Raw genomic sequence first — 22,891 nt, 5'->3', positions numbered from 1 at the left:
ATTGCGTCCTGCGCAACCGGGGGCGGCAGAAGCCGCTCTCGCTGAGCGTAAAGCGGAGACAACATGCCCAAAAGAACCGACATAGAATCCATTTTGATCCTGGGTGCCGGCCCGATTGTCATCGGCCAGGCCTGTGAGTTTGACTACTCCGGTGCGCAAGCCTGTAAGGCGCTGCGCGAAGAGGGTTACCGCGTTATTCTGGTGAACTCCAACCCGGCTACCATCATGACCGATCCGGCAATGGCTGATGCCACCTATATTGAGCCGATTGCCTGGCAGACGGTTGAAAAAATCATCGAGAAAGAGCGCCCCGATGTACTGCTGCCAACAATGGGTGGGCAGACAGCGTTGAACTGTGCGCTGGATCTTGATCGCGAAGGTGTGCTGGAGAAATACGGCGTAGAGATGATCGGCGCCAAGAAAGAAGCCATCGACATGGCCGAAGATCGCCAGTTGTTCGATCAAGCGATGAAGCGTATCGGCCTGGAAACGCCGCGCTCTGCGATTGCGCACAGCATGGAAGAGGCGCTGCAGGTGCTCGACTCCATCGGTTTTCCGGCGATCATTCGTCCGTCGTTCACAATGGGCGGCAGCGGCGGTGGTATTGCCTACAACAAAGAAGAGTACGTGGAGATCTGTACCCGCGGCTTGGATTTGTCACCCACCAACGAGCTGTTGATCGATGAGAGCCTGATCGGCTGGAAAGAGTTTGAAATGGAGGTGGTGCGTGATCGCAATGACAACTGCATCATCATTTGTGCCATCGAAAACTTCGACCCGATGGGTGTGCACACCGGTGACTCGATTACCGTTGCCCCCGCGCAAACACTGACCGATAAAGAATATCAAATCATGCGAAATGCCTCTTGCGCGGTTTTGCGTGAGATCGGTGTTGAAACCGGCGGTTCGAACGTCCAGTTTGGTATGAACCCGAAAGACGGCCGTCTGGTAGTCATTGAGATGAACCCGCGGGTGTCTCGTTCATCGGCATTGGCCTCTAAGGCCACAGGCTTCCCAATTGCCAAGGTCGCTGCCAAATTGGCGGTGGGTTATACCCTCGATGAGCTGCAAAACGACATTACCGGCGGCGCAACGCCCGCGTCATTTGAGCCGAGCATCGACTATGTCGTGACCAAGATTCCGCGCTTTACCTTTGAAAAGTTCGGCGAAGCACAGACCAAGCTGCATACGCAGATGAAGTCGGTCGGAGAGGTGATGGCGATTGGTCGCACCTTCCAGGAGTCTGTGCAAAAGGCACTGCGTGGTCTGGAAGTAGGCTCTGCCGGTTTCGAGCACAAAATTGATGTCGATCGCGACGACGCTCGCGATGTGTTGATTGCTGAACTGACCAACCCCGGCCCCGAGCGTATTTGGTATGTGGCTGACGCCTTCCGTGCGGGCATGTCGGTGGAAGAGGTGTACGAGCATTCGTGGATCGACCCCTGGTTCCTGGTACAGATTGAAGACATTGTTAAGTCTGAAAACGCCCTGAAGAAGGTGGCGCTGTCGGATATTGACGAAGCGCTTATGCGCCGCCTCAAGCGCAAAGGTTTCAGTGATCAGCGTTTGTCGGTACTGCTGGCAGTGAGTGAGCGACAGTTGCGCGCCCGCCGTCACGCACTGGGCGTATTGCCGGTGTACAAGCGGGTGGATACCTGTGCGGCAGAGTTTGCTACGTCTACGGCGTATATGTACTCAACCTACGAGGAAGAGTGCGAAGCCCAGCCAAGTGAACGCGAGAAAATTCTGGTTATCGGTGGCGGGCCAAACCGTATCGGTCAGGGCATTGAATTTGACTATTGCTGCGTGCACGCCGCACTGGCCATGCGCGAAGACGGTTACGAAACCATTATGGTGAACTGTAACCCCGAGACGGTTTCTACCGACTACGATATTTCCGACCGCCTGTATTTCGAGCCAGTGACGCTTGAAGATGTGCTGGAGATTGTGGCGAAAGAAAAGCCCAAGGGCGTGATCGTGCAGTTTGGTGGGCAGACCCCACTCAAGCTGGCCCGCGACCTCGAAGCTGCCGGCGTGCCGATTATTGGTACCAGTCCCGAGGCGATTGACCGCGCTGAAGACCGTGAGCGCTTCCAGCAAATGATTGAGCGCCTGAACCTCAAGCAGCCGCCCAACACCACGGTGCGTTCTGAAGAGGCGGCATTGGCCGCTGCACAGAAAATTGGTTATCCATTGGTTGTGCGCCCATCTTATGTATTGGGTGGTCGCGCCATGGAGATTGTCTACAAAGAGGAAGAGCTGGAGCGCTATATGCGCGAAGCGGTGAAGGTGTCCAACGAGTCGCCAGTACTGCTGGACCACTTCCTGAATGCGGCGGTAGAGGTCGATCTCGATGCCGTGTCAGACGGCAAGCAGGTGGTGATTGGCGCAATTATGCAGCACATCGAGCAGGCGGGTGTTCACTCGGGTGACTCGGCGTGTTCGCTGCCGCCGTATTCGCTCGATGCCGAAACGCAGGACAAAATGCGCGAAATGGTCAAGCGCATGGCCCTGGAGCTTGGCGTTGTCGGTCTGATGAACGTGCAGCTGGCAGTGCAGGACGGCGAGATCTACGTGATCGAGGTCAACCCGCGCGCGTCGCGCACCGTGCCCTTTGTCTCCAAGTGTATTGGCCTGTCCTTGGCCAAGGTGGCCGCGCGCTGTATGGCGGGTACCAGCCTTGCCGAGCAAAACTTTACCGCCGAGCGTGTGCCCGATTACTACTCGGTGAAAGAGGCGGTTTTCCCCTTCAATAAGTTCCCCGGTGTCGATCCGATTCTCGGGCCTGAAATGAAGTCAACGGGCGAGGTTATGGGCTTGGGCGAGAGCTTCGCAGAGGCCTTCTCGAAGGCGGCTCGCGGTGCTGGCGAGGTCTTCCCCACCGAAGGTCGTGCCTTTATCTCGGTGCGTGACCCCGATAAAGCGGGTGTGGTGTCTGTGGCTAAGCAGTTGCTGGAGTTGGGCTTTGAACTGTGCGCGACTCGCGGAACGCACAAAGTCCTGGTCGACGCGGGCTTGGCTTGCCAGCGCGTGAACAAGGTGATGGAAGGGCGTCCGCATATTGTCGATATGGTCAAAAATGGCGATATTGATCTGATTATCAATACCACTGAAGGTAAGCAGGCGATTGCCGATTCATCGCTGATTCGCCGCTCTGCTCTGCAGAATAAGGTGAGCTACACCACAACGCTGGCGGGGGCGGAAGCCATTTGCCAGGCGCTGGTATTCGGTGCTGAGCGTACGGTGCGTCGCCTGCAGGATGTGCATGAGGAGTTGGTAAAATGAGTCAGCAAACCCCGATGACGGTAGCCGGTGAGCAGGCGTTGCGCGATGAGCTCAAGCGCCTGAAAACGATTGATCGCCCTCGCATTACTCAGGCGATTGCCGAGGCCCGTGAGCACGGCGACTTGAAAGAAAATGCCGAATACCATGCTGCGCGTGAGCAGCAGGGTTTCTGCGAAGGTCGTATTCAGGAGATTGAAGGCAAGCTATCCAATGTGCGGGTGATTGATATCACCACAATTCCCTGTACCGGTAAGGTGATTTTTGGCACCACCGTGTCGTTGATCAATTGCGATACCGACGAAGAGGTAACTTACCGCATTGTTGGTGAAGATGAGGCCGACGTGAAGGCGGGTAAGATCTCTGTCACGTCGCCGATTGCGCGCGCCTTGATCGGTAAGGAAGAGGGTGATGTGGCGGTCGTTGCTGCGCCCGGTGGTGACATCGAATATGAAATCGACCAGGTGCAGCACCTCGCGGAATAGCGCCTTACAGCGCGCCGATTTAGGCGCGCAGCAAGTTTGACAGGCGAGGGTTGGGTTTTTTCGCAGCGCGGTATACCAGCGCTATTTTGCCGATAGCCTGTACCAGCTGTGCGCGGCTCCCCTTGCACAGTTGGTCGATCAATTCGCGCCGCTCGCCTGGGTCGGCAACATTGACTTTGACCTTGATCAGTTCGTGGTCCTCCAGGGCCCGCTCCAGTTCCTGCTCCACACCTTCACTCAAGCCTCGGTCGCCAATCATCACAACAGGGTTGAGTTTGTGGCCAATGCTGCGCAGATGTTTTTTGTCGCTGGCGGTGAGTGATTCCATAGGTATCTAGCTGTGTTGGTTTACGGGAGCGTTATTGTACGGGAAAGGTATACTGTTAGCGATACGCCCGTTTTGGGGCTTGGCCCGTTTACTTACAAAAAAGGGAAATGCGGTGGCAAAACGATCTTCTTCTAGTGGTGCGTGGCTTAAAGAGCACTTTGATGACCACTACGTGAAGCGCTCCCAGAAGGAGGGCTATCGCTCGCGCGCCTGTTATAAGTTACTGGAAATTCAAGAAAAAGACCGCCTAATAAAGCCTGGGATGTGTGTTGTTGATCTGGGTTGCGCGCCGGGTGGGTGGTCCCAGGTTGCGGCAGAGCTCGTGGGCGACCGAGGGCGCGTGTTGGCCTCAGACATTCTGCCGATGGATACACTGGCTGGCGTTGAGTTTATTCAGGGTGATTTTACCGAAGAGTCGGTGTTCAACGAGCTGCTTGCCGCGCTGGGCGACCAGCGGGCTGACCTTGTAATTTCCGATATGGCCCCCAATATGAGTGGAGTGAAGGACGTAGACCAGCCCCGCTCTATGTATTTATGTGAGTTGGCCCTTGATATGGCCGCTCATGTGCTCCGCCCCGGAGGGGACTTCGTAACAAAGATATTCCAGGGAGAAGGTTTCGAGGCGTATTTTCGAGACATGCGCAGCCGTTTTGACAAGGTGATAACGCGCAAGCCCGCGGCATCGCGGCCGCGCTCTCGTGAAGTTTACTTGCTGGGGCGTGGTCTCAAGACCTGATGGTACTGCGGCCATTTGTTCGTAGAGAGCGTGGAATTTCTGTAGTAGAGTGGGGTCTAGGACTGTGCGCCTGACCAACTGGCATTGCGCAGCGAGCGATATGAGGATCGGTTTTTGAACGACATGGCTAAAAATTTATTATTGTGGCTGGTTATCGCCGCAGTGTTGCTGACAGTATTTAATAACTTCAGCGTGCAATCGCCTACTGAGCAGCTCAATTACTCCCAGTTTATTACTGAGGTGCAAAACGAGCGTGTGCAAAAGGTGGTGATCGACGGCTTGGTCATTAGCGGCCAGCGTAACGATAATAGCCGGTTCGAAACCGTCCGCCCCTTGCTTGATGATCCTAAGCTGATCGACGACCTACTGGAACACAATGTTGTTGTAGAAGGGCGCAAGCCTGAGCAGCAAAGCCTGTGGACGCAGTTGCTGGTTGCCAGCTTCCCGATTTTAATTATTCTCGCGATTTTTATGTTCTTCATGCGCCAGATGCAGGGCGGTGCGGGTGGCGGCAAAGGCGGCCCGATGGCGTTTGGCAAAAGTAAGGCCAGACTGCTGAGTGAAGATCAGATTAAAACCACTTTTGCTGACGTTGCCGGTGTCGATGAGGCGAAAGAAGACGTACAGGAACTGGTTGAGTTCCTGCGCGACCCCGGAAAATTCCAGCGTTTGGGCGGCCGTATCCCTCGCGGCGTATTGATGGTGGGCCCCCCGGGAACGGGTAAAACTCTGCTTGCCAAGGCGATTGCTGGTGAGGCAAAAGTCCCCTTCTTCTCGATTTCCGGTTCAGACTTTGTCGAGATGTTCGTCGGTGTGGGTGCCTCGCGTGTGCGGGACATGTTTGAGCAGGCCAAAAAACAAGCGCCCTGCATTATCTTTATCGATGAGATCGATGCCGTCGGTCGCCACCGTGGCGCTGGTATGGGTGGTGGTCACGATGAGCGTGAGCAGACTCTGAACCAGCTGCTGGTTGAGATGGATGGTTTTGAGGTTAATGACGGCGTTATTGTTATTGCCGCGACGAACCGCCCCGATGTGCTTGACCCGGCCCTGCTGCGCCCCGGGCGTTTTGACCGCCAGGTGGTGGTTGGCTTGCCCGATATTCGCGGGCGCGAACAAATTCTGAAAGTACATATGCGCAAATTGCCGGTCGGTGACGATGTGGATGCCGCCGTTATCGCTCGCGGTACCCCGGGTTTCTCGGGGGCTGATCTGGCGAACTTGGCAAACGAGGCGGCGCTGTTTGCCGCGCGGGCAAATTCGCGCCTGGTGACGATGGAGCAGTTCGACCTGGCCAAAGACAAGATCATGATGGGCGCCGAGCGCAAATCGATGGTGATGTCGGAGAAAGAGAAGCTCAATACCGCCTACCACGAGGCTGGGCATGCCATTGTTGGTCGCGTTGTGCCTGAGCACGATCCCGTTTACAAGGTGAGTATTATTCCGCGTGGACGCGCCCTGGGTGTGACCATGTTCTTGCCAGAGGAAGATCGTTACAGCCTGAGTCGTCGCCATATTATCAGCCAGATATGCTCGCTGTTTGGCGGTCGTATCGCTGAGGAGATGACGCTCGGTGCCGACGGCGTCACTACCGGGGCGTCGAACGATATTCAGCGCGCCACCGACATCGCGCGCAAAATGGTAACGAAGTGGGGGCTGTCAGAAAAAATGGGCCCACTTATGTACGACGATGCTGACGAAGAAGTCTTCCTGGGGCGCTCTGCCGCTCAGCCTGGCAAGGGTGTATCCGGCGAGACAGCCAGACAGATCGATGAGGAAGTACGACGCATCATCGATGAGTGCTATGCCAAGGCGCAGGGCATTTTGGAAGAAAATCGCAGCAAGCTGGATATGATGGCTGAAGCATTGATGATGTATGAAACCATCGATGCCAAGCAAATCGACGACATCATGGCGGGGCGCAAGCCACGCAGCCCAGCGGGCTGGGACGACGACCAAAATCGTCGCGGCGGCCAGCAGCGCCCGGTAGTGGATGACGAAGCGGAAGACGACGCCGAGCAGCCACGCAAGCGCGGCCCCGAAGACCCCTTTGTTGATTCGGTAAGCGATCACTGATCCCGATGGCTTTATCGAAGATTCCCGAATCGCCACAGCTGAGCTGTGGCGATCGCGTTTTAGACCTCTCGAAACCGCAGTTAATGGCGGTAATCAATGTCACTCCCGACTCGTTCTCCGATGGTGGGCGCTATTTCCGTGATGGCGGTTTGCACCTCGATACCTTGCTGAACCAGGTCGATGCGGCGCTGCGCGCTGGTGCCAGCATGATTGATATTGGTGGTGAATCAACGCGCCCCGGAGCGGCGCCGATCTCAGAAGCTGAGGAGATGGCGCGGGTGCTGCCCGCAGTAGAAGCGGTTGCGCAGCGATTTGATGTGGTGATTTCGGTGGATACCAGTACGGCTTCTGTGATGGCTGAGTCGGCCTCGGCAGGGGCGGGATTGATCAACGATGTGCGGGCTTTGCGCCGCGAAGGTGCGCTGGCGGCGGCTGCCGACTCCGGCCTGCCGGTTTGTTTGATGCATATGCGCGGCGAACCGGGTGATATGCAGCGCCAACCGCATTACGAGGACGTCGTCATTGAGGTGGAGGCCTTCTTGCGCGAACGCGTGGCTGCCTGCGCCGACGCAGGAATACCGGCGGGGCGCCTGTTGCTGGACCCCGGTTTTGGCTTTGGTAAGACGCTAGCCCACAACCTGGCCTTGTTCCGCCGCCTGCCAGAATTGTGCGCTTGGGGTTATCCGGTGTTGGTGGGAGTGTCGCGCAAGTCTATGGTGGGCGATATTACCGGACGGGAGGTTGCTGATCGTATGCCCGGTAGTATTACCCTGGCTGCTCTCGCTGCCGAGCGCGGCGCGGCTATCATTCGTGCCCACGATATCGCTGAAACGGCCGATGCCTTAGCCGTCGCCGCAGCGCTAAAAGGATTCTGACAATGACAAGAAAGTATTTCGGCACTGATGGTGTGCGCGGCCGGGTGGGGGAGTTTCCCATCACTCCCGAATTTGTTTTGAAGCTGGGCTGGGCGGTTGGTCAGGTGTTTGCAAAAGAAGGCCGCAGCCGAGTGTTAATCGGCAAGGACACGCGGATTTCGGGGTATATGTTTGAGTCGGCGCTGGAAGCGGGCTTGGTGGCGGCGGGCGTAGATGTGCGTTTGCTTGGGCCAATGCCGACGCCGGCGATTGCCTATCTGACCCGTACCTTTAAGGGGCGCGCAGGGATTGTTATTAGTGCCAGCCATAATCCGTATTACGACAACGGTATCAAGTTCTTTTCGGCTGAGGGCAGTAAGTTGCCTGATGCGCTTGAGAGTGCAATCGAAGCGGCGATGGACCTGCCGATGACCACCGTCGACTCCTCGGGGCTGGGCAAGGTCAAGCGCATCGATGATGCAGCGGGCCGCTATATTGAATACTGCAAATCGACAGTCGGTTCCGACCTTTCCCTGAGTGGCCTTAAACTGGTGTTGGATTGCGCCCACGGCGCGACCTACCATGTGGCGCCAGCGGTGTTTGCCGAGCTGGGGGCCGAGCTCGTTGTTATTGGTGCGGAGCCGGATGGCGTAAATATCAACGCCGGTTATGGCTCGACCGACCCTAAGGCACTGTGTGAGCGCGTGGTGGCAGAGAAAGCCGACTTGGGTATTGCCTTTGATGGCGATGGTGATCGTGTATTGTTTGTCGACAGCAATGGCGAACTGGTCGATGGCGATGAATTGCTGTACATCATTGCCGCTGATCAACACCGCCGCGCGGGTCACTGCGATGGTGTGGCGGGTACGCTTATGTCCAACTTGGGATTGGAGCTCGCGCTTGGCGAGCTTGGTATTCCCTTTGCGCGCGCCAAAGTCGGCGATCGCTACGTGAAGGCCTTGATGAATGAGCGAGGCTTCTCGCTGGGTGGTGAAAATTCGGGGCATATCATTTGCTCGGATGTCAGTACCACTGGCGACGGCGTAGTGGCTGCGCTGCAAGTGCTTAAAGCCATGCAGACGCAGTCCGCTTCGCTATCCAGCTTGCGCGCGCCGCTGCAGATGTTGCCGCAAGTGATGATAAACGTTCGTACAGCAGGCGCCTTCGACCTGGGTGACGCCGCGCTGCAGGCGGCTGTTGCCGATGTGGAAGCGGAGCTGGGTGATCGAGGGCGGGTATTGCTGCGTGCCTCGGGTACCGAGCCGTTGATTCGCGTCATGGTGGAAGGGCATGACGAACAGCAGGTGCAGCGGCTCTGTGAACAGTTGGCGCAGCGCGTCGAAAGCTTGGCAAGCTGATGTTGTATGTGTGTATAAGTTTATGTAAGATTGGCGCCCATTTTGCGCTAAGGGAAGTGCTATGCGGAGCAAACTGGTAGCAGGTAATTGGAAAATGCACGGAAATCGTGCGGCTATCGGTGAGTTGCTGACTGCCCTAAAAGCTGAATTGCCCTCTGAGCCAAGCGTTGATATCGCCGTTTTCCCAAGCTCGGTTTATATCAATGACGCGATTAAGGTGCTCGAGGGAAGTCCGGTCGCCATTGGTGCTCAAAATGTCTGTGAATACGCCGGTGAAGGTGCATACACGGGGGAGGTGTCGGCAGCTATGTTGGCCGATGTCGGTTGTCGTTATGTGATTGCCGGGCACTCTGAGCGCAGGGCGCTTTATGGTGAAAGTGACGCGCTTGTCGTCACAAAGGTTAAGCGCGCTCTCGATGTAGGCTTAACGCCAGTGCTGTGTGTGGGGGAGTCGGAGTCTGAGCGCGAAGCCGGGCAAACCCTTGAAGTGGTTGCGCGTCAGCTTAATGCGCTGTGGGATCAGCTGTCAGTGGCAGACTTGGTTTCCTTGATAGTGGCTTACGAGCCGGTGTGGGCAATTGGTACAGGTAAGACCGCCACCCCGGAGCAGGCGCAACAAGTACACGCGTTTATTCGCAGCGTGTTTGCCGAAAAAGATGTCAATCTCTCAAATGAGATGAGGATTCTTTACGGCGGCAGTGTAAAAGCGGCAAATGCTGCTGAGTTATTTAGCCAGGCTGATATCGATGGTGGCTTGGTCGGTGGCGCATCGTTGAGTGCGCAGGAATTTTCCGCAATATGTCGGGCGGCGGAGTAAATGGAACAAATTATATTAGTTGTACATGTTTTGGCTGCGCTGGCCATTATCGGTTTGATCCTTGTTCAGCAGGGTAAAGGCGCCGATATGGGAGCGTCTTTTGGTGCGGGTGCATCGCAGACGTTGTTTGGCAGCGATGGTAGTGGTAATGTGCTGACCCGCGCGACAGCGATCCTGGCAACACTGTTCTTTGTAACCAGTTTGTCGTTGGCTTATGTAGCCAAGCAGCGCAGTGTCGTTGATGAAGATATCATCGATGTGCCTGTTCTGGAGGAAAGCCGCGAAGTCGCTCCTGTGCCTGAGGGTGACCTCCCCGAGGCGGCTGCGTCGGACATGCCGACGATGAGCGACAGCGACATGCCCCAGGGGCAGTAAGTAGTAATAAAGCCGAAGTGGTGGAATTGGTAGACACGCTATCTTGAGGGGGTAGTGAGCATAGCTCGTGCGGGTTCAAGTCCCGCCTTCGGCACCAAATACCGAAAAGGGAGTTGCAAGGCAGCTCCCTTTTTTTGTGCCCCTTTGTTGCCATGGCTGTGCGCCCGTATGTGGGTATTTGCCTGTGTTTATCTTGACCTGGTTCGGGCGACTGTCTATAATTTCGCCTCCTTGGAGCAGGTCAGTTCTGGTGATGGCGAGAGTTTCCGTCATCGGGTGCGTAGGGCGACTCATCTGCTTTTATAGAAGTTTTTAAAAGCCCCTTACGCAGGGGCTTTTTCGTATCGTCGCGGTGTAGTTTGCGATGATCGACAGGAAATTTCGATGGTGGGCCTAGGGCCCATTTTTTATTGGTGGGTAATTAATTTGTCAGCACAGCGCGACAAGCTAGAAGAATTGCTAAGACCGGGTATTGAAGCCTTGGGCTTTGAGTTATGGGGAGTCGAATACCAGTCCCACGCAAAGCGCAGCATGCTTCGCATTTATATTGATGCAGAGGCCGGTATTTCTGTTGATGATTGCGCCAAAGTTAGTCATCAGGTGAGCGGTGTTTTGGATGTCGAGGATCCGATTACTGGTGAGTACACGCTTGAAGTGTCTTCGCCGGGTATGGATCGCCCCTTGTATCGCTTGGAGCAGTACGCTGAGTATATTGGCAGTGATATTAATATTCGCTTGCGCATCGCCTTTGAAGGGCGGCGCAAATTCCAAGGTCGCTTAGTCGCGATTGAGGGCGATGAAGTCGTTATTCAGCTCGATGGCCACGAGTACGTGTTGCCGTTCGAGCAAATTGATAGAGCACAGATTGTCCCGAGTTTCTGACGGGCAATTAACCATAACAGCCGGCTACGGAATAGAGGCGGACGATGAGTAAAGAAATATTGCTGGTAGTTGAAGCAGTATCCAACGAGAAGGGGGTGTCTAAGGACATCATCTTTGAGGCGATGGAACAGGCTTTGGCCACTGCGACGAAGAAGCGCTATGAAGAAGACTCGGATATCCGTGTTGTAATCGATCGGGTGACTGGTGATTACGAGACCTTCCGTCGCTGGGAAGTTATGCCTGATGATGAAATGGCATTGCTCGGCACGCAGTTTACACTCGAAGAGGCTCATGAATGTGACCCGAGCCTTAAGGCGGGTGACGTTTACGAAGAGCAAATTGAGAATGTCGGCTTTGGCCGTATTGCGGCGCAGACGGCCAAACAGGTTATCGTACAAAAAGTACGCGAGGCCGAACGCGCGCAAGTCGTTGAAGAGTATGCAGGTCGTGTTGGCGAGCTGATTAACGGAACCGTTAAAAAAGTCACCCGTGACAGCATCATTGTTGATCTGGGTAACAATGCCGAAGCGCTTCTGCCGCGAGAGGAATTGGTGGGTCGGGAAGTTTTCCGCATCAATGACCGCGTACGCGCCATTCTGCAAGATGTTCGCCCTGAAGCGCGTGGCCCGCAGCTGTTCCTGAGTCGTGCGTGCCCCGAAATGCTGATCGAGCTCTTTAAAATTGAAGTGCCCGAAGTTTCTGAAGATGTGATCGAAATTCGTTCTGCTGCGCGTGACCCCGGTTCTCGCGCGAAGATCGCCGTTAAGACCAACGACGGTCGCATCGACCCTGTTGGTGCATGTGTTGGTATGCGCGGTTCGCGTGTACAAGCCGTGTCGGGTGAGCTCGGCAATGAGCGTGTTGATATTATCCTGTGGGACGACAACCCGGCTCAGCTGGTAATCAACGCGATGGCACCGGCTGAAGTTGAGTCGATCGTCGTCGATGAAGATACCAATACCATGGATGTGGGTGTAGCCGAGGATAATCTGGCACAGGCGATTGGCCGCGCCGGACAGAATGTTCGATTGGCTAGTGAACTGACGGGTTGGACGATCAACGTAATGAGCGTTGATGAGATGGCTGAGAAGCACGAGCAGGAATCCGGCCAGGTTATCGAATCTTTCATGGAGAGCTTGGACGTTGGCGAAGATGTTGCCGAGGTTCTTGTGGAAGAAGGCTTTACCACCCTTGAAGAGGTGGCCTACGTTCCGCTTGAAGAGATGATGGCGATCGAAGGTTTTGACGAAGAAATTGCTCAGGAATTGCGCGCGCGAGCCAAAGACGCGCTGCTGACTCAGGCAATTGCAAGTGAAGAACAACTCGATGCTGCTGAGCCGGCTGAAGACCTGTTGACGATGGATGGCATGGAGAAACACTTGGCCTTCATCCTCGCCAGCCGTGGCATTGTGACGATGGAAGATCTGGCTGAACAAGCTGTTGAAGATCTTCTCGATATTGAAGATATGACTGAAGAGCGGGCTGCTGAGCTGATTATGACTGCCCGTGCCCCCTGGTTTGCCGACGAAGACGAATCAGCAAGCTAAGCGAGTCGTACAGTTTAGGGAGATAATGAATGGCTGAAGTTACCGTGAGCCAGCTTGCCGAAGTTGTTGGCGCACCAGTAGAGCGTCTACTTAGGCAGATGAAAGAAGCCGGTTTGTCGCACAGTTCGGCGGAACAAAAGGTGTCCGACGAAGACAAGCAAACTCTGCTGACCTTTCTAAAGCGCAGCCACGGTGAATCCACCGAGGGGCCGCGTAAAATTACCTTGAAGCGTAAGACTATCAGTACGCTAAAAACAGGTTCGGGTGCGGGCAAGAAAACCGTCAACATTGAAGTGCGCAAAAAGCGGACGTATGTAAAACGCGACCCTGCTGAGCTGGCCGCAGAGGCTGAGGAAACCGCGCGTTTGGCTGCTGAAGCTGAGCAAGCGGAAGCGGCTGCCAATGAAGCGCCTGTTGAGGTTGCTGCTGAGCCGGAAGTCAAAGAAGAGGCGCCTGCAGCTGAGGTGCCTGAAACCGCAGTGCCTCAAGAAACTGAGGTTGTCGAGGCGGCAGAGCCTACGCCAGTGGCAGAGCCTGAACCTGAACCCGAACCGGAAGCTGAGCCTGAGCCAGAGCCGGAGGTAGAAGAACCGGCGGCGGAAGTTGAAGCCGAACCGGAAGTGAAGCCCGAGGTCGCAGCGGCCCCTGTTCAGGATGAATATGTCGAAGAGGTTGTTGAAGACCCTCGGGATATCGATCCAGAAATTTTGCGTCAGCGTGCAATCCTGCGCCGTAAAGAAGAGGAAGAGCGCGAGAAAGAGCGTCGTGCTGCCGTCTTGGCGGAGAAAAAACGCGAAGAAGAAGAGCGTGAGCGCAAGCGCAAAGAGCGCGTTGAAACTGAGCAGAAGAAATCAGCCGGTCCCCGTCATTTGCGGGCCGCGCCAAGCAGCGATAATGACGATCGCGGCAAGGGCAAAAAAGGTAAAAAAGGCAAAGGGCGTCGCGACGATTTTGATAATGATCGCGGAGCCGGTCGCCGCAAGAAGAAAACGCTCAAGCTGCCAGAAGATCAGCAGCGCCACGCTTTCCAGGCGCCCACTGAGAAGATCACCTACGAGGTATCTATCGGTGAAACCAGCACGGCCAGCGAACTCGCTGGACAGATGAAGGTTAAAGCGGCCGAAGTGATTAAAGAGCTGATGAAAATGGGCATGATGGTGACCATTAATCAGCCTCTGGATCAAGAAACGGCGCAGCTGGTTGTTGAAGAAATGGGTCACAAGCCCAAGATCGTTTCTGATGACGCGGTAGAAGAAGCGCTGGAAGAAACCCTGGTTGCTCAGACGGGTGAGGGCACCCTGAAGACGCGCGCGCCGGTAGTGACCGTAATGGGTCACGTTGACCACGGTAAAACGTCTCTGCTGGACTATATTCGCAAGGCAAAAGTAGCCAGCGGCGAAGCGGGTGGCATTACCCAGCACATTGGTGCCTACCATGTTGAAACCGGTCACGGCATGATCACCTTCTTGGATACTCCAGGACACGCGGCCTTTACTGCAATGCGTGCCCGCGGTGCGAAAAGTACCGACATTGTTATCTTGGTTGTTGCGGCTGACGATGGTGTTATGCCGCAAACCGAAGAGGCAATTGCCCACGCTCGTGCAGCCGAAGTGCCGCTGGTCGTTGCGGTTAACAAAATGGACAAAGAGGGCGCCGACCCCGAGCGGGTGAAAACCGAGCTCTCTCAGAAAGAGGTTATCTCTGAAGAGTGGGGCGGCGATACACAGTTCTGCTATGTGTCTGCACACAGCGGTGAGGGCATTGATGCCTTACTGGATGCCGTGCTGCTGCAGGCTGAACTGCTTGAGCTTAAGGCCGCTGACGATATTCCTGCTCAGGGTATGGTTATTGAGTCGCGTCTCGATAAAGGGCGCGGTGCCGTGGCTTCAGTGCTGGTGCAGCAAGGTCAGCTCAAACAAGGCGACATCGTTCTGGCTGGTCAGTGCTATGGCCGTGTGCGGGCGATGCTGGACGAGAACGGTAAGCCGGTTAAACAAGCCGGGCCATCGATCCCCGTCGAGATTCTCGGCTTGGATGGCACGCCTGAAGCGGGCGATGGCTTTGTGGTGGTTGAAAACGATCGCCGGGCGCGTGAAGTGGCTGACTTCCGTCAGGTGCGCGAGCGCGAGCAGCGTATCAAGCGTCAGCAGGCTGCCAAGCTGGATCGCATGTTTGAAAGCATGGAAGCCGGTGATCGCAAGACCCTGAACGTTGTGCTAAAAGCCGATGTGCGCGGTTCGCTCGAGGCTATCCAGGCATCATTGCTGGACCTTGGTAATGACGAAGTAAACGTCAATATTGTGACCGGTGGTGTAGGCGGTATTACTGAGTCTGACGTCAACCTGGCGATGACCTCCGAGTCGGTGATGTTCGGCTTTAACGTACGTGCTGACGGCAGTGCGCGGAAGTTGGCGGAAAGCGAAGGCATCGATCTGCGCTACTACAGCGTCATCTATGATTTGATCGACGATGTGAAGTCGGCATTGAGCGGTATGCTCAGCCCAGAAATGCGTGAAGAAATTGTGGGTATTGCTGAAGTGCGTGACGTATTCCGTTCGCCGAAGTTTGGTGACATCGCCGGTTGTATGGTCGTTGAGGGAACCGTTTATCGCAGCAAGCCGATCCGCGTTCTGCGCGACGATGTGGTGATATACGAGGGTGAGCTTGAATCCCTGCGCCGCTTTAAAGACGATGCGAATGAAGTGAAGAATGGTCTTGAGTGCGGTATCGGCGTTAAGAACTACAAAGACGTTCGTCCTGGCGACAAGATCGAAGTGTTCGAGGTGAAAGAAATTGCCCGGTCACTGTAAGGCATTGAACGAGCGGGAGGCACGATAATGAAGGAATTTAGTCGTACCGCCCGCATCGCCGACTTTTTGAAGCGAGAGCTGGGTAGCTTGATCCAGCTTGAGCTTCGCGATCCGCGCATTGGCATGGTGAGTGTCACGGACGCTGAAGTGAGCCGTGATTTGAGTCATGCGAAAATTTTCGTGACGGTCATGGGTAAAGACAATGCCGAGGAAGCCGCTGAGTCATTGGCAGCGCTCAACAAGGCCGCCGGTTTTTTGCGCAGCCATGTTGCCAAGGTAAATAATGCCCGTACAACGCCGCAACTGCGGTTCTTCTACGACTCTTCTATTGATCGAGGCCAGCGTTTGAGTTCGCTTATTCAGCAGGCCGTCGATTCTGACCGCAGCCGCCAGGCCGACAACGACGACGAGGCCTGAGCTTGGGGCGTCGTCGAAAAGGCCGCGAAGTTAGCGGCATCCTTGTATTAGATAAGCCGCTGGAGCGCAGCTCTAACTCTGCCATGATTGTGGCTCGGGCGATCTACAAAGCAGCAAAAGCCGGTCATACCGGGGCGCTTGATCCGCTAGCCAGCGGCGTTTTACCGATTTGCTTTGGTGAAGCGACGAAGTTTTCTCAATACCTCCTCGATGCTGACAAGGTTTATCGCACTACGGTTGTGCTCGGCGAGCAGCGCAGCACTGGCGATGCCGAGGGTAAGGTCGTGGCCATTCTCGATGCTAGCCGTCTTTCTGAGGCTGACGTCGAGGCAGTACTGCCGGACTTTCGTGGAGAGATTCTGCAAGTGCCGCCAATGCATTCCGCCCTTAAAAAAGACGGTAAGCCGCTCTATGAGCTGGCGCGTAAAGGCGTTGAAGTTGAGCGTGAGGCGCGCCCCGTTACCATCAGCTGCCTTGAGCTCGAAGGGTTTCGGCCCGGCGCGCGTGCTGAAGTCGATCTGCTGGTTCACTGTAGCAAGGGCACCTATATTCGCTCACTCGCCGAAGACATCGGCGCGGCGCTGGCGGTAGGCGGCTATGTCTCTGCCCTCCGGCGTGTGCAGGCGGGGCCCTTCGATGAGTCCCAGGCCTTGGATTTCGAAGCGCTACAGCCGCTGCGTGACCGAGAGGCATTTGACGAGCTTGACGCCTTGTTGCTGCCCTTGGATACCGCCTTGAGCCATATCCCGGCAGCGCGACTCGGTGAAGTCGCCGCTGGCTTTTTGCGCAACGGTCAGGCGGTATTTGTGCCGCAGTTGCCTTCAGGGGAGTTGTTTCGCTTGTACGAAACAACGCCATCTGGCCCGGTTTTTATGGGCTTGGGTGAATTGTTGGCCGACGGACGGATTACGCCTCGTCGTTTGCTGGCAAATATGTGATAATACGCCGCTGGTTTTCGCGATGCATGACGTGACGCCAGTTGTAAAGTTTGATGATGCCCGAAGGGGTTTCCAAACCTGTCTGTAGATATGCACGGTCAGGCTTGCTTATTCACGCATATCAGTAAGAGGAAATTATTATGGCACTATCTGCCGCAGAAAAAGCTGAAGTTGTAAAACAGTACCAAACTGCCGAAGGCGACACTGGTTCGCCAGAAGTTCAAGTTGCATTGTTGACGGTAAACATCAACAAGTTGCAGGGTCACTTTGAAGGCCACAAAAAGGATCACCACTCTCGCCGTGGTTTGATCCGCATGGTAAACCAGCGTCGTAAATTGCTGGACTACCTGAAACGCAAAGACCAAGAGCGTTACAGCAAACTGATTAAAAGTTTGGGTCTGCGTCGCTAAAAGAAGAATAAGTGAGGGGGCCGCAGGCCCCCTCATACTTTTTGTAACCCCTGTTTAGGGAGGAAATAATTCGTGAATCCCGTTTCTAAAACGTTCCAGTGGGGCGGTCAAACCGTTACATTGGAAACCGGCCGCGTTGCCCGTCAGGCAAGTGGTGCGGTGCTCGTAACAATCGAGCAAACTCAAGTTCTGTGTACCGTCGTTGCAGCAAAAACTGCCAAGCCCGGTCAGGACTTTTTCCCGTTGTCTGTGCATTACCAAGAGCGTGCTTACTCCGTCGGTAAAATCCCCGGTGGTTTCTTCAAGCGCGAAGGTCGTCCCTCTGAGAAAGAAACGCTGACGTCGCGTTTGATCGACCGTCCGATTCGTCCGTTATTCCCCAATGGGTTTAAAAATGAGGTGCAGGTTGTTTGTACCGTCATGTCGTCTGAAAAAGACGTTGATCCGGATATTGCGGCACTGATCGGTACGTCGGCGGCGCTGGCAGTATCGGGTGTTCCTTTTGCTGGTCCTATCGGCGCCGCTCGCGTGGGCTTCACCGCAGAAGATGGCTATATCCTCAACCCTAGCTACAGCCAGCTGAGCACAAGCCTGCTGGACATGGTTGTTGCGGGCACTGAAGACGCTGTTCTGATGGTTGAATCAGAGGCGCAAGAGCTGAGCGAAGATCAAATGCTGGGTGCGGTGTTGTACGCCCACCAGGAAATGCAAGCCGCCGTTAAAGTGATTAAAGAGCTGGCCGCTGAAGCCGGCAAGCCCACTTGGGACTGGCAGCCAGAGCCTGAGAACACGGCGCTGATGGCCGCTGTTGCCGATGGCTTTAAAGGTGGTTTGGGTGAGGCCTACCGCATTACCGACAAAATGGAGCGCTACGCCAAAGTGGGCGAGCTGCGCGACCAAGCGGTTGAGCAACTGGCTTCTGGTGATGACGCCGAGTTTGATGCCGAAGACGTGAAAGCAGTATTCGGTAAGCTGGAAAAGCAAATTGTTCGTCAGCGTATCCTCAATGGTGAGCCACGCATTGATGGTCGCGATGGCCGCACTGTGCGACCCATTAACGTTGAAGTGGGCATGCTGAACAAGGCCCACGGTTCTGCACTTTTCACTCGTGGTGAAACTCAGGCCATTGGTGTTGCGACGCTGGGTACCACTCGTGACGCACAGCTCATCGATGCCTTGGAAGGCGAGCGTAAAGACAACTTTATGCTGCACTACAACTTCCCTCCTTACTCGGTGGGCGAGTGTGGTCGCATGGGTGGCACAGGCCGCCGCGAAATCGGTCACGGCCGCTTGGCCCGTCGTGGTTTGGCTGCGGTACTGCCTACGGCTGAAGAATTCCCTTACACCATTCGCGTGGTGTCTGAAATTACTGAATCCAATGGTTCTAGCTCGATGGCCTCAGTGTGCGTTGGCAGCCTGTCGCTGATGGATGCCGGTGTGCCGCTGAAAGCACCCGTTGCTGGTATTGCCATGGGTCTGGTTAAAGAGGGTGAGCGCTTCGCGGTACTGACCGATATCCTGGGTGATGAGGATCACCTCGGTGATATGGACTTTAAAGTTGCCGGTACAGCCGACGGTGTTACTGCATTGCAGATGGACATCAAGATCGAAGGTATCACGCAAAAGATCATGGAAGTGGCGCTGGAACAAGCTCAACAAGCGCGCTTGCACATCCTGGGTCAGATGAATCAGGTGCTGTCGGTATCTCGCGACGGCGTGTCGGACAATGCCCCCAGCATGCACGTGATGAAAGTCGACTCTGACAAGATTCGCGACATCATCGGTAAAGGCGGCGCAACTATTCGCGGTATTTGCGAAGAGACTGAAGCGCAAATCGACATCGAAGATGATGGCACCGTGCGTGTTTACGGGTCTGATGCTGGCTCTCGTGACGCAGCAGTAGAGCGCATTCTTGCTATTACTGCAGAAGCTGAAGTGGGTGAAACCTACGTTGGTACTGTCGCGCGTATCGTCGACTTTGGTGCCTTTGTTAATATCCTGCCTGGCAAGGATGGTCTGGTGCATATCTCGCAAATCTCGGAAGAGCGTGTTGAGAATGTCAGCGACTACTTGAAGGAAGGTCAGGAAGTTAAAGTTAAAGTCCTGGATGTCGACCAGCGTGGTCGCATTAAACTTTCTATGAAAGAAGTTGAAGCAGAAGAGGCCGCCGCTCCCGAAGCGGAATAAGCGCTCTCGCTGTGAACGAAACCCCACCCCGGTGGGGTTTTTTTATGCGTGAGATAAAGTCATTTTTATATAGTGTGACATAGCGGAGATTGCCGCTAGACAAGCTTGAAGGCTGTGATAATCTCGACGTGCAGTTTGATGGAATACAAACAACAACAAGAGGAAAATCTATGAAAAAAGTAATGATGGCAACGGCTTTTTTGGCGGCATCTAGTGCAAGTTTCGCTGTCGCGCCGGGTGGCCCAAATTGCGGTTGGGGGAACATGCTATTCTCAGGCCAGTCTGGACTGGCATCTCACTTCCTGGCTTCATGGACTAATGGTACCTCCGGTAATGCGACGTTCGGTATGACCTCTGGCACCAACGGTTGTTCAGCCGACGGCACGCTGACATATGGTGGTAAGTCGATGGTGAACGTCGGTCAGATCATGGACGAGTTTTCTGAAGACGTCGCTCGTGGTGAAGGCGAGGCCCTGACGGCTGTTGCTGTGTCTTTTGGCATTGCTGAGGAAGACCGCGCAGTATTTAAAACCACACTGCATAATAATTTCGACAGCCTGTTCCCCTCAGCTGACGTGAATGCAGAATCTGTGATGAATTCTATTGTGGAATTGATGAAGCAGGATAAGCAGCTGGCGAAATACGTTTCCTAATTGCTTGGCATTAGCGTTACCTTAACGGCCCCGAGGGGCCGTTTTGTGTTTATGGAAGAAATAAAATATGAGAGCGAAGCTAAAACTAGCTCTGACTATATTGTTGGGTATGTGCGCCAGCTCAGCATTGTTTGCGACCACGATGGAGTCACTGCAGGCGTATGCCGCGGAGCCACAGTGGCGCGCGTTGCTGCACTTCCCAAAGTCATCGACAGGCCCGAGCTATGTCGACGACCCGCGCTTTTTTCTGGCTGAGACTGGCCGGAGTAGTCCACTCGCAGAACTAACAGAAACGCTTGCGGCGTTTTCAGCGGAGCCGTCGTTGCGATGCCGCTATCCAGCGCGAGAGCAATGGCTGGTCGAGAAAAAGCTGTTGGCACCGGCGGCTCAGCACTGCGAAGAATATCGGCAATGGCGTGACAAGCTTAATGTGGATGCGGTTGTTTTAGTGCTCGCCTCAAGTTATTTGAATAGTCCCTCGTCGATGTATGGGCATACCTTTTTGCGATTGGATCCTGCCGGCGAGCGCGGCGACAGCGACTTCCTATCGTATGCGCTAAATTTCGGCGCGAATATCCCGCCAGGTGAGAACGATTTGCTCTACGCCTACCGGGGCTTATTCGGTGGCTACCCAGGGCTGTTCAGTATGCAGCCTTACTATCAAAAAATTCAGGAGTATACCCGCCTGGAAAATCGCGATATGTGGGAGTATCGGCTGACATTAGCGGATGAAGAAATAGAGCGTTTGCTCAGTCATGTGTGGGAGTTGCGCAATGTTAACTTCGACTATTTTTTCTTTGACGAAAACTGTTCCTACCGCTTGTTGGAGCTATTGGAAGTTGCGCGCCCCGGTCTGGATCTAACGAGCCCCTTCGAATATGCCGCAATGCCAGTGGACACGGTGCGCGAAGTGGTTGACGCTGGATTAGTCGGTCAGATTGATTACCGGCCATCAAAGCGGTTGGAGTTAGATACCTTAACGGCTGCTCTCAGTGCCGAGCAAAGGGTCTGGGTTCGCCAATTGGCCGATGGTGGAAAGGAAGACTTAGCGGATACCGGCCTTGATGCCGACGCTCAGCGAGCAACCTACCTGGCGGCTTATCGATACTTGCGCTATCGGCTGAATACGGCACCGCGAACCAGTGAAATGGCGGCGCGGAGTCTTCGCTTACTCCGTGGTGCACGTAAGCCAGGGGGCTTTAGCGCGCCGGTAGTCAGCACGCCGCCGCGACCGGAGCGTGGGCACAGAACGTCAATGTTCGGCCTGGGCGTGGGTTATCGAGAGTTTTCCGAGCAGGCGCCTGCAGGGAACGAGGCGCTGGAGTATGTCGATCTGGACTGGCGGATTAGTTACCACGATGCCCTGGATGGTATGGCAGGTTATCCCGAGGGAGCCAGCTTGGTAATGGGTAACTTGGCGTTGCGGTGGCAGGATCAGGAAGGCGTGCGCCTGCAGCGCTTCGACCTTGTCGACATCCGTTCCTTGTCTCCTCGGGGAGAGTTCTTTTCACCGATCAGCTGGCAGGTCCAGCTGGGATTGGAGCGTTTGGATGATGCCCCTAATCAGCCGCTTGTAGCGCAAATTAATGCCAGTGGCGGTGGCACCTGGCCAGTGATGAAGGGGGTGGCCTACCTGATGCCGGCATTGCGTTTTGAGTATAACGCGGATTTTCGCGAGGACTGGCGGTTGGCGCCGGGCGTTAATATTGGCCAGCTTTGGCAAGGGACGAAGTATTCCGCAGAGCTGGCAGGCCAGTGGCAGGACTTTTCCGGCGCCGGAGAAAGGAAGACCCTTAAGCTCAGCGGGAATTATGTATGGTCTGCCAATAGCAGTCTGCGTCTGAGTATCGACTATCGAGATCAGCCCTGGGGGCATTCTCACGGAGTAGCGTTATCATGGCGCCAGCATTTTTAGGCCGTGCGGCGGCGTTGTGTGTCGCCGTTGTTTTATTAAGTGGCTGCGAGGCGCTGTTATTTTTTCCGCAGCAGCAGTTGTTGCGCACGCCGGAAGATGTCGGCCTTGCGTATCAGGATGTGCGAATCCCTGTCGGAAATACAGCGCTCCACGGCTGGTGGCTGCCCGCTGAGCAGCCCCGCGCAACGCTGTTATTCAGTCACGGCAATGCCGAGAATATCAGTACCCACTTGGCGAGTGTGTATTGGTTGCCGAAAGAGGGCGTCAATGTTCTGTTAATTGACTATCGCGGCTTCGGTAAATCCGAAGGGGTGCCCAGTGTCGCGGCGGCGGTTGAAGATGTACGCGCGAGCTGGCAGTGGTTATTGGCTGAGCAGGGGGATTGGCCCTTGTTTGGATTGGGACAGAGCTTAGGGGCAAGCCTGATGGCTGCTGCGACTGCGCGAGAGGCCGAGGCGCTTACGGGACATATTGCCGGGCTGGTGCTCGATGCCGGTTTTACTCGCTACTCTGCTGTGGCGAGAGAGCAGGCTGCTAAGAGTCCCCTCACCTGGTTGTTGCAGTGGCCAGCTGGCTGGGCCATGCCGTCGGGCTTTGACCCCATCGATGCGCTGCCATTGCTGCCGCCAGCGCCAGTGCTCATTATTCACGGCCGACGCGACCCAGTGATCGCCCTGCACCATGCGCAGCAGTTGCATGAACACGTCAAACCGCCAAAGTCACTTTACCTGTACGACGGCGGTCATATTGAAAGTTTCCGCCGTGCCGCCATGCGGCAGCGCCTACTGGATTTTATTGATGAGAGCTTAGGGCGCTAAGCT

Annotated in this window: 19 protein-coding genes and 1 tRNA gene; 19 read left to right on the top strand and 1 reads right to left on the bottom strand. The window is 55.2% G+C overall.

The window, feature by feature from the left end; all coding sequences use genetic code 11:
• Window positions 1-63: 63 nt before the first annotated feature.
• Entirely contained in the window at window positions 64-3,285 is a 3,222-nt protein-coding gene (carB, locus tag H573_RS0110050; RefSeq protein WP_027874160.1) for a carbamoyl-phosphate synthase large subunit, read from the top strand.
• Window positions 3,282-3,767 (top strand): transcription elongation factor GreA, encoded by a 486-nt coding sequence (gene greA, locus H573_RS0110045; protein WP_027874159.1) that lies wholly within the window; start codon window positions 3,282-3,284, stop codon window positions 3,765-3,767. The genes carB and greA overlap by 4 nt, the downstream gene beginning before the upstream one ends.
• A gap of 19 nt (window positions 3,768-3,786) precedes the next feature.
• Here greA and yhbY read toward each other — a convergent pair whose 3' ends face one another.
• Window positions 3,787-4,095, bottom strand: coding sequence for a ribosome assembly RNA-binding protein YhbY (gene yhbY / locus H573_RS0110040; RefSeq protein ID WP_027874158.1), 309 nt, complete (start codon window positions 4,093-4,095; stop codon window positions 3,787-3,789).
• A gap of 112 nt (window positions 4,096-4,207) precedes the next feature.
• On the opposite strand from yhbY, the gene rlmE reads away from it, so the two are divergent.
• The 17 genes from rlmE (at window position 4,208) to H573_RS17755 (ending at window position 22,888) form a co-directional block, all read left to right on the top strand.
• A complete protein-coding gene (rlmE, locus tag H573_RS0110035; RefSeq protein WP_027874157.1) occupies window positions 4,208-4,831 on the top strand; it encodes a 23S rRNA (uridine(2552)-2'-O)-methyltransferase RlmE in 624 nt (207 codons plus the stop codon).
• A 123-nt stretch (window positions 4,832-4,954) separates the two neighbouring features.
• Entirely contained in the window at window positions 4,955-6,907 is a 1,953-nt protein-coding gene (ftsH, locus tag H573_RS0110030; protein WP_027874156.1) for an ATP-dependent zinc metalloprotease FtsH, read from the top strand.
• Window positions 6,908-6,912: 5 nt separating this feature from the next.
• Complete coding sequence (gene folP, locus H573_RS0110025) at window positions 6,913-7,782, top strand: dihydropteroate synthase (RefSeq protein ID WP_027874155.1); 870 nt, start codon at window positions 6,913-6,915, stop codon at window positions 7,780-7,782.
• 2 nt (window positions 7,783-7,784) lie between these two features.
• Window positions 7,785-9,119 carry a phosphoglucosamine mutase gene (glmM, locus tag H573_RS0110020; protein WP_027874154.1) on the top strand — a complete coding sequence of 445 codons (1,335 nt, stop codon included), beginning with the start codon at window positions 7,785-7,787 and terminating at the stop codon, window positions 9,117-9,119.
• Between the two features lie 61 nt (window positions 9,120-9,180).
• Complete coding sequence (tpiA, locus tag H573_RS0110015; RefSeq protein ID WP_027874153.1) at window positions 9,181-9,936, top strand: triose-phosphate isomerase; 756 nt, start codon at window positions 9,181-9,183, stop codon at window positions 9,934-9,936.
• A complete protein-coding gene (gene secG / locus H573_RS0110010; RefSeq protein WP_027874152.1) occupies window positions 9,937-10,311 on the top strand; it encodes a preprotein translocase subunit SecG in 375 nt (124 codons plus the stop codon).
• Window positions 10,312-10,322: 11 nt separating this feature from the next.
• Window positions 10,323-10,408, top strand: a tRNA-Leu gene (locus tag H573_RS0110005).
• 329 nt (window positions 10,409-10,737) lie between these two features.
• Entirely contained in the window at window positions 10,738-11,193 is a 456-nt protein-coding gene (gene rimP / locus H573_RS0110000) for a ribosome maturation factor RimP (RefSeq protein WP_027874151.1), read from the top strand.
• 44 nt (window positions 11,194-11,237) lie between these two features.
• Window positions 11,238-12,740, top strand: a complete 1,503-nt coding sequence (gene nusA / locus H573_RS0109995; RefSeq protein ID WP_027874150.1) for a transcription termination factor NusA — start codon at window positions 11,238-11,240, stop codon at window positions 12,738-12,740.
• Window positions 12,741-12,769: 29 nt separating this feature from the next.
• Complete coding sequence (gene infB, locus H573_RS0109990; protein ID WP_027874149.1) at window positions 12,770-15,550, top strand: translation initiation factor IF-2; 2,781 nt, start codon at window positions 12,770-12,772, stop codon at window positions 15,548-15,550.
• Window positions 15,551-15,577: 27 nt separating this feature from the next.
• A complete protein-coding gene (gene rbfA / locus H573_RS0109985; RefSeq protein ID WP_036256379.1) occupies window positions 15,578-15,967 on the top strand; it encodes a 30S ribosome-binding factor RbfA in 390 nt (129 codons plus the stop codon).
• A gap of 2 nt (window positions 15,968-15,969) precedes the next feature.
• Complete coding sequence (gene truB, locus H573_RS0109980) at window positions 15,970-16,905, top strand: tRNA pseudouridine(55) synthase TruB (protein WP_027874147.1); 936 nt, start codon at window positions 15,970-15,972, stop codon at window positions 16,903-16,905.
• 140 nt (window positions 16,906-17,045) lie between these two features.
• On the top strand, window positions 17,046-17,315 hold the full coding sequence (gene rpsO / locus H573_RS0109975; RefSeq protein ID WP_027874146.1) for a 30S ribosomal protein S15: 270 nt from the start codon (window positions 17,046-17,048) through the stop codon (window positions 17,313-17,315).
• A 72-nt stretch (window positions 17,316-17,387) separates the two neighbouring features.
• A complete protein-coding gene (pnp, locus tag H573_RS0109970) occupies window positions 17,388-19,502 on the top strand; it encodes a polyribonucleotide nucleotidyltransferase (RefSeq protein WP_027874145.1) in 2,115 nt (704 codons plus the stop codon).
• Window positions 19,503-19,672: 170 nt separating this feature from the next.
• Complete coding sequence (locus H573_RS0109965; protein WP_027874144.1) at window positions 19,673-20,155, top strand: DUF3015 domain-containing protein; 483 nt, start codon at window positions 19,673-19,675, stop codon at window positions 20,153-20,155.
• 67 nt (window positions 20,156-20,222) lie between these two features.
• Entirely contained in the window at window positions 20,223-22,070 is a 1,848-nt protein-coding gene (locus tag H573_RS17760; RefSeq protein WP_084498012.1) for an Lnb N-terminal periplasmic domain-containing protein, read from the top strand.
• Window positions 22,052-22,888 (top strand): alpha/beta hydrolase, encoded by an 837-nt coding sequence (locus tag H573_RS17755; RefSeq protein WP_051171184.1) that lies wholly within the window; start codon window positions 22,052-22,054, stop codon window positions 22,886-22,888. The genes H573_RS17760 and H573_RS17755 overlap by 19 nt, the downstream gene beginning before the upstream one ends.
• The last annotated feature ends 3 nt before the right edge of the window (window positions 22,889-22,891 follow it).

Source organism: Neomelitea salexigens DSM 19753, assembly GCF_000422345.1.
In the GTDB taxonomy this organism is placed as follows: domain Bacteria; phylum Pseudomonadota; class Gammaproteobacteria; order Pseudomonadales; family Spongiibacteraceae; genus Spongiibacter; species Spongiibacter marinus_A.
This window is presented reverse-complemented; position numbering and strand designations above follow the sequence as displayed.